The following is an 8224-nucleotide window of genomic DNA, read 5'->3' as shown; positions in this document are numbered from 1 at the left end:
GGACCCAACGCCGCCGCCACCGCCGAGCCCCGCCCCGCCCCCGGCGCCCGCGGGTAACGCCCCACCGGCCGACGTGCCACCGGCCGAGCAGCCCGCACCGCCCGACCCGCGCAAGGAGCTCGCCGAGCGCATCGCCGACGAGAAGAAGTGGCGCCAGAGCACCCGTCAGGGCGTCCAGTTCCTCGCGCTGCAGTTCCAGGCCACCCGGTGCGACAAAGAGGACATCCTGGCCGGCAACGACGACCCGAACCTGCCGCTGGTGACGTGCTCGACCGACCACAAGGTGGCCTATCTGCTGGCGCCGTCGATCATCAGCGGCGACCAGATCCAGGACGCCACCTCGGGCATGAACCAGCGCGGCATCGGTTACGTCGTGGACGTGCAGTTCAAGCCGGCCGCGGCCAACACCTGGGCGGACTTCACCGCCGCGCACATCGGCACCCAGACCGCCTTCACGCTGGACTCGCAGGTCGTCAGCGCCCCGATGATCCAGGAGGCCATCCCCGGCGGGCGGACCCAGATCACCGGCGGCGACCCGCCGTTCACCGCCGCGACGGCCAAGCAACTGGCCAACGTCCTCAAATACGGTTCGTTGCCGTTGTCCTTCCAGTCGTCGGAGGCCCAAACCGTCTCGGCCACACTGGGATTGACCTCGCTACGCGCGGGCCTGATCGCGGGCGGGATCGGTCTGGTCCTGGTACTGCTGTACTCGCTGCTGTATTACCGGGTGCTGGGTTTGCTCACCGCGCTGTCGTTGATCGCCTCCGGCGCAATGGTTTTCGCCATCTTGGTTTTGCTGGGCAGGTACATCAACTACACCCTGGACCTGGCCGGCATCGCCGGTTTGATCATCGGTATCGGGACCACGGCGGACTCGTTCGTGGTGTTCTTCGAGCGCATCAAGGACGAGATCCGCGAGGGCCGTTCGTTCCGGTCGGCGGTGCCCCGCGGCTGGGCGCGGGCGCGCAAGACGATCGTCTCGGGCAACGCCGTCACCTTCCTGGCCGCCGCGGTGCTGTACTTCCTGGCGATCGGCCAGGTTAAGGGCTTCGCCTTCACGTTGGGGCTGACCACGATCCTTGACGTGGTCGTGGTGTTCCTGGTGACCTGGCCGCTGGTGTACCTGGCCTCCAAGTCCCCGACGCTGGCCAAGCCCGCGTACAACGGCCTGGGGGCCGTGCAACAGGTCGCCCGCGAACGTCGGGCCTCGGCGCAAGTGAAGACGGGACGGGGATAGCGCATGAGTGCCTCCAAGGCATCCAAGGACGCGACCGAGCTCACCGAAGCTTCCGAGGGCACCGCGCAGCTGACCGATGGCGGCGCAGGCCAGGTGCGGCACAGCTTCCTTTCTCGGCTCTACACCGGCACGGGCGCCTTCGAGGTGGTCGGGCGGCGCCGGCTGTGGTTCGGCATCAGCGGCGGCATCGTCGCGGTCGCCCTCGCCAGCATCATCCTGCGTGGCTTCACCTTCGGGATCGACTTCAACGGCGGCACGACGGTGTCGATGCCCGCCGCGGGCGCGACGGGCCAGGTGCAGACGTCGCAGGTGTCCGACGTGTTCCGCAAGGCCGTCGGCCGCGACCCGGAATCGGTGGTGATCGTCGGCAGCGGCGCCTCGGCCACGGTGCAGATCCGCTCCGAAACGCTGTCCAACGACCAGACGGCCAAGCTGCGCAACGCCCTGTTCGACGCTTTTCAGCCGAAGGGCACCGACGGCAAACCGAGCAAGCAGGCCATCAGCGACTCGGCGGTGTCGGAGACCTGGGGCGACCAGATCACCACCAAGGCGCTGATCGCGCTGGTGGTCTTCCTGGCGTTGGTCAGCCTGTACATCACCGTGCGCTACGAGCGCTACATGACGCTCGCGGCGATCGCGGCGATGTTCTTCGACCTCACGGTCACCGCCGGCGTGTATTCGCTGGTGGGCTTCGAGGTCACCCCGGCGACCGTCATCGGGCTGCTGACGATCCTCGGTTTCTCGCTCTATGACACCGTCATCGTCTTCGACAAGGTCGAGGAGAACACCCACGGGTTCCAGCACACCACCCGGCGCACGTTCGCCGAGCAGGCCAACCTGGCGATCAACCAGACGTTCATGCGCTCGATCAACACCAGCCTGATCGGGGTGTTGCCGGTGCTGGCGCTGATGGTGGTCGCGGTGTGGCTGCTGGGCGTCGGGACGCTGAAGGACCTGGCGCTGGTGCAGCTGATCGGCATCATGATCGGCACCTACTCGTCGATCTTCTTCGCCACTCCGCTGCTGGTCTCGCTGCGCGAACGCACGGAGCTGGTGCGCACCCACACCCGCCGCGTCATGCGTCGCCGCTCCGCCGGCGCCGAGCCGGCCGAGGAGGCGAAGGCCGCCGGGGACGAGACCGCGCCCGCGGAGGTGGGCACGCCGTCCGACAAACCCGCGCCGAGCAAACCGGCACCGGGTGCGCGTCCGGTGCGGCCCACCGGCACCCGCCGTCCGAGCGGCAAGCGAAACGCCGGCCGGCGGTAGGCGCCATGGCCTCCAGGTATCGCCTCGCGGGAGGCGCTATCGCTTTGGCCGCAACGCTCGTGGCGGCCGTCGCGCTCGCCGCCTGTTCCGGCAGCACCGCCGCCCAGATCGACTACGTGGTCGACGGCCCGCTAATCACCTACAACACCAACACCGTCGTGGGAGCGGCGTCGGCCGGGGCGCAGGCCTTCGCCCGCACGCTGGCCGGGTTCAGCTACCACGGTCCCGACGGGCAGACCGTCGCCGACCGTGACTTCGGCACCGTGTCCGTGGTGGGCGGTTCGCCGCTGGTGCTGGATTACCAGATCGCCGACAACGCCGTCTATTCCGACGGCAAGCCGGTGACCTGCGACGACCTGGTGCTCGCCTGGGCGGCGCAGTCCGGCCGGTACCCGGAGTTCGACGCCGCCACCCGGGCCGGCTACCTCGACATCGCCAACGTCGAGTGCCTGCCGGGGCAGAAGAAGGCCCGGGTGTCGTTCATTCCGGACCGCGGCGTCGTCGACTACAACCAGCTGTTCACCGCCACGTCGATGATGCCGTCGCACGTGATCGCCGACCGGCTCCACGTCGACGTGACCGCCGCCCTGCTGAGCAACAACGGCGAACTCGTGCAGCAGATCGCCAAACTGTGGAACACCATCTGGGACCTCAAGCCCGGCCTGGATCTGAAGAACTTCCCGTCGTCGGGGCCCTACAGGATCGAACGCATCCTCGACGGCGGCGCGGTGGTGCTCGTCGCCAACGACCGGTGGTGGGGCCCGAAGGCGGTCACCAAGCGGATCACGGTGTGGCCCCAGGGCCCCGACATCCAGGACCGGGTCAACAACCGCAGCGTCGACGTGGTCGACGTGGCGGCGGGCTCCTCCGGAACGCTGACCACGCCGGACAACTACGACCGCGCCGATTCGCCGTCGGACGGCATCGAGCAGCTGATCTTCGCGCCGCAGGGCCCGCTGTCGCAGCCGAAGGCCCGCCGCGCGCTCGCCCTGTGCACCCCGCGCGACACGCTCGCGCGCGATGCCGGGGTGCCGATCGCCAACTCGCGCCTGAGCCCGGCCCTCGACGATCCGGTCACCGCCAGTGTGGGCGCCGCCGAGGCCGGTCCGTTCGGCAAGGCGGACCCCGGCGCCGCCCGCGACGCGCTCGGTGGCGCCCCGCTGACGGTGCGGATCGGCTACCAGGGGCCCAACGCGCGGCTCGCGGTCAACGTCGGGGTGATCACCAAATCCTGCGCCGCGGCGGGCATCACCGTCACCAACGTCGCCCTGGACACCTCGGGGCCGCGGGCGCTCAGGGACGGCAAGATCGACGTGCTGCTGGCCAGCACCGGCGGAGCCGCCGGCAGCGGGTCGACGGGGTCGTCGGCGATGGACGCCTACGACCTGCACAGCGGCAACGGCAACAACCTGTCGGGTTACGCGAACCCGCAGATCGACAGCACGATCGGGGCGCTGGCGGTGTCGGCCGACCCCGCCGAACGCGTCCGGTTGCTGGGCGAAGCGGCGCCGATACTGTGGGGCGACATGCCGACGCTTCCCCTCTACCGGCAGCAACGAACCCTGTTGATGTCGAAGAAGATGTATGCCGTGAGCAAGAATCCGACCCGTTGGGGCGCCGGCTGGAACATGGACCGATGGGCGCTCGTGCAATGAGGCTCCGGTCAATGAGGCTCCGGTCAATGAGGCTCCGGTGACGAGCGCCGGCGGGAGCGCGTCGGTGGCGACCGTGATCGCCTCCCTGCTGCGCGAGGTGCCCGACTTTCCCAAGCCGGGGGTCCAGTTCAAGGACCTCACCCCGGTGTTCGCCGACCCGCACGGGCTGACGGCGGTCACCGACGCGCTGGCCGAGATCGCCTCCGGCGCCGATCTGGTGGCCGGGATCGATTCCCGCGGGTTTCTGGCCGCGGCGGCCGTCGCCGACCGGCTGCGCACCGGTGTGCTGGCGATCCGCAAGGGCGGGAAGTTGCCGCCGCCGGTGCACGCCGAGCACTACGACCTGGAGTACGGCAGCGCCACCCTGGAGATCCCGGCCGACGGCATCGAGCTGCGCGGACGCCGGGTCGTGATCATCGACGACGTGCTGGCCACCGGGGGCACCCTCGCCGCCGCGGCCCGGCTGCTGGAACGCACCGGGGCCACGGTGATGGCGGCGGCGGTGATCCTCGAACTGACCGCGCTCGGGGGCCGGCAGGCCGTCGCGGAGTTGCCGCTGCACAGCCTCAGTCGCATCTAGCCCGGCGACGATGCGCGCGCGGTGCTCGGCCGGTTGCGGGTGAATCGGCGGCGTCGAGTGTGTGCTGACGGCGCGGATTTCGCAGTTCCGCCGCCCCTGGCACACCCTCAAAGCCCTCAGCGCACACGCAGCGCGGCCGGGGGATGAGACTTTGGCGATATCCTCGAGGTCGGAGGTGACCAACGTGGCGGACGACAAGAGCGCGGCGCAGGCGCTTGACGCGCCCGGCGAAGTCGCTGACGCCCTGCTGGTCGGGGAGCCCGTCACGGCGCAGGCCGACCCGCCGGAGCCGCCGACCGAGACGCTGAAGGCACCCAGCAGCGCGTCGCGCCGGGTCCGGGCCCGGCTGGCCCGGCGGATGACCGCCCAGCGCAACGCGCTCAACCCGGTGCTCGAGCCGCTGGTGGCGGTGCACCGCGAGATCTATCCGAAGGCGAACCTGTCGTTGCTGCAGCGCGCCTTCGAGGTCGCCGACCAGCGACACGCCACCCAGCTGCGGCACTCCGGTGATCCCTACATCACCCACCCCCTGGCCGTCGCGAACATCCTGGCCGAATTGGGCATGGACACCACCACGTTGGTGGCCGCGCTGTTGCACGACACCATCGAGGACACCGGTTACACGCTCGAGCAGATGTCCGAGGAATTCGGCGATGAGGTGGCGCACCTCGTCGACGGCGTCACCAAGCTGGATCGGGTGGTGCTGGGCAGCGCCGCCGAGGGCGAGACCATCCGCAAGATGATCACCGCGATGGCCCGCGACCCCCGCGTGCTGGTGATCAAGGTCGCCGACCGGCTGCACAACATGCGCACCATGCGCTTCCTGCCGCCGGAGAAGCAGGCGCGCAAGGCCCGCGAGACGCTGGAAGTCATTGCGCCCCTTGCCCATCGGCTGGGTATGGCCAGTGTCAAGTGGGAACTCGAGGACCTGTCCTTTGCGATCCTGCATCCGAAGAAGTACGACGAGATCGTCCGGCTGGTCGCCGGCCGCGCGCCGTCCCGGGACACCTACCTGGCCAAGGTTCGCGCCGAGATCATCAACACGCTGAACGCCTCGAAGATCAAGGCGACCGTCGAGGGCCGGCCCAAGCACTACTGGTCGATCTATCAGAAGATGATCGTCAAGGGACGCGACTTCGACGACATCCACGACCTGGTCGGCATCCGCATCCTGTGCGACGAGATCCGCGACTGCTATGCCGCCGTCGGCGTGGTGCATTCGTTGTGGCAGCCGATGGCGGGGCGGTTCAAGGACTACATCGCCCAGCCCCGATACGGCGTGTACCAGTCCCTGCACACCACCGTCGTCGGCCCGGAGGGCAAGCCGCTGGAGGTGCAGATCCGCACCCGGGACATGCACCGCACCGCCGAATACGGCATCGCCGCGCACTGGCGCTACAAGGAGGCCAAGGGCCGCAACGGCGTTCCGCATCAGCACGCCGCCGCCGAGATCGACGACATGGCCTGGATGCGTCAGCTGCTCGACTGGCAGCGGGAGGCCGCCGACCCGGGTGAGTTCCTCGAGTCGTTGCGCTACGACCTTGCGGTGCAGGAGATCTTCGTGTTCACCCCCAAGGGGGACGTGATCACCCTGCCGAACGGGTCGACGCCGGTGGACTTCGCCTACGCGGTGCACACCGAGGTCGGCCACCGCTGCATCGGTGCCCGGGTCAACGGGCGGCTGGTGGCGCTGGAGCGCAAGCTGGAAAACGGCGAAGTCGTCGAGGTTTTCACGTCGAAGGCCCCCAATGCCGGGCCGTCGCGCGACTGGCAGCAGTTCGTGGTGTCGCCGCGCGCCAAGGCGAAGATCCGGCAGTGGTTCGCCAAGGAGCGGCGTGAGGAGGCGCTGGAGGCCGGCAAGGAGGCGATGGCCCGCGAGGTCCGCCGGGGCGGACTTCCCTTGCAGCGCTTGGTCAACGGCGAATCCATGGGGGCGGTCGCGCGCGAGTTGCACTACACGGACGTGTCCGCCCTCTACACCGCGATCGGCGAGGGCCACGTGTCGGCGAAGCACGTCGTGCAGCGGCTGCTCGCCGAGCTCGGCGGCATCGACCAGGCCGAGGAGGATCTCGCCGAGCGGTCCACCCCGACGACCATGCTGCGCCGCCCGCGCAGCAGCGACGATGTCGGGGTCTCGGTCCCCGGCGCCCCGGGTGTGCTGTCCAAGCTGGCCAAGTGCTGCACGCCGGTGCCCGGCGACCAGATCATGGGGTTCGTCACCCGCGGCGGGGGAGTGAGCGTGCACCGCACCGACTGCACCAACGCCGCGTCGCTGCAGCAGCAGTCGGAGCGCATCATCGAGGTGCACTGGGCGCCGTCGCCGTCGTCGGTGTTCCTGGTGGCAATCCAGGTCGAGGCGCTCGACCGGCACCGGTTGCTCTCCGACGTCACGCGGGTGCTGGCCGACGAGAAGGTCAACATCCTGTCGGCGTCGGTCACCACCTCCGGGGACCGGGTCGCGATCAGCCGATTCACCTTCGAGATGGGGGACCCGAAGCACCTCGGGCATCTGCTCAACGTGGTGCGCAACGTCGAAGGGGTTTTCGACGTCTACCGGGTGACGTCGGCGGCCTGACCGGCCCGACGTCGGGGCTAGCCGACGTGGACCGAGCTGACGGTGACCGGGTTGGTGGGCGCCCCGCTCTGGCGGTTGCCCGCGATGCCGGCCTGGGCGATCTTGTCCAGGACCGCCAGGCCCGCCTGCGTGATGGTGCCGAACACCGTGCTCTGCGGAGCCAGCTCCGAATCCCGGAAAATCAAAGAGAATTGGCTGCCGTTGGTGTTGGGTCCGTCGGTGGCCATGATCACCGTGCCGCGCGGGTACATCACCGTCGCCCGGAGCGCGGGGTCTCCCGGCGGGTACTGGTCGGTGGGGTATTCGTCGGCGAATTGGTAGCCGGGCCCCCCGGAGCCGTCCGACTCCGGGCCGCCGCACAGCAGCGATCCCCCGTCGGTCGAGTCGATCAGCCGGGCGCACTGGGTGTTGTCGAAGAATTGTTGCCTCGCCAGGCTGACGAAGCTGTTGACCGTGCACGGGGATTCGTAGTTGGTCAGCTGGATGCCGATGTCCCCGAAGTTCGTGGCGAGGGTGGCGGGGATCTGCGGAGGGTCGGTGGAGACCCGGCCCGACTGGGGCGGGCTGACGGGCTTGACGAGGGTGTCCGGCGCGCTCGGATATTGGCAGTTGGCGCCGAGGTCGGCCAGCGGCGCGAACGCCGGCAGCGGAGGCACCGTCCCGGTTGCCTGCGCGGTCGGCCCGGGATTGGATCCCGGCCTGCCGGGCACCCGGGCGCGGGTCGGGGTGGTCGGCGCCGCGCTGTCGGCGGAGCCGTCGTTCTGCGTCACCAGCGCGACGACCAACGCCACCACCGCGGCCAGCGCCAGGGCCGACGCGCCGACGATGCCCAGCAGCAGGCGCCGCGACTGGGTGGGCGGCTGATACACCGGCCGCGGGCCGGGGTGGTCTCCCGTCGGGGGGAAGTCCTG

6 protein-coding genes are annotated in these 8224 nt (G+C 69.7%); 5 read left to right on the top strand and 1 reads right to left on the bottom strand.

From position 1 onward, the window contains the following. The 5 genes from secD to BST44_RS28285 all read left to right on the top strand — a co-directional run. The coding region (secD, locus tag BST44_RS28305) for a protein translocase subunit SecD (protein ID WP_244184973.1) at positions 1-1237 on the top strand (1237 nt) is incomplete at its 5' end. A gap of 3 nt (positions 1238-1240) precedes the next feature. Continuing rightward, positions 1241-2503: a protein translocase subunit SecF gene (gene secF / locus BST44_RS28300; protein WP_083179987.1), complete on the top strand. Its 1263-nt coding sequence runs from the start codon at positions 1241-1243 to the stop codon at positions 2501-2503. 5 nt (positions 2504-2508) lie between these two features. After that, entirely contained in the window at positions 2509-4158 is a 1650-nt protein-coding gene (locus BST44_RS28295) for an ABC transporter substrate-binding protein (RefSeq protein WP_083179986.1), read from the top strand. A 37-nt stretch (positions 4159-4195) separates the two neighbouring features. Beyond that, complete coding sequence (locus tag BST44_RS28290) at positions 4196-4738, top strand: adenine phosphoribosyltransferase (protein WP_083179985.1); 543 nt, start codon at positions 4196-4198, stop codon at positions 4736-4738. A gap of 184 nt (positions 4739-4922) precedes the next feature. Continuing rightward, positions 4923-7313, top strand: a complete 2391-nt coding sequence (locus tag BST44_RS28285) for a RelA/SpoT family protein (RefSeq protein WP_083179990.1) — start codon at positions 4923-4925, stop codon at positions 7311-7313. A 17-nt stretch (positions 7314-7330) separates the two neighbouring features. Here BST44_RS28285 and BST44_RS28280 read toward each other — a convergent pair. After that, on the bottom strand, positions 7331-8224 hold an 894-nt coding region (locus BST44_RS28280; RefSeq protein ID WP_208619902.1), incomplete at its 5' end, for a peptidylprolyl isomerase.

Source organism: Mycobacterium scrofulaceum (assembly GCF_002086735.1).
GTDB classification, from domain to species: domain Bacteria; phylum Actinomycetota; class Actinomycetes; order Mycobacteriales; family Mycobacteriaceae; genus Mycobacterium; species Mycobacterium scrofulaceum.
This window is presented reverse-complemented; position numbering and strand designations above follow the sequence as displayed.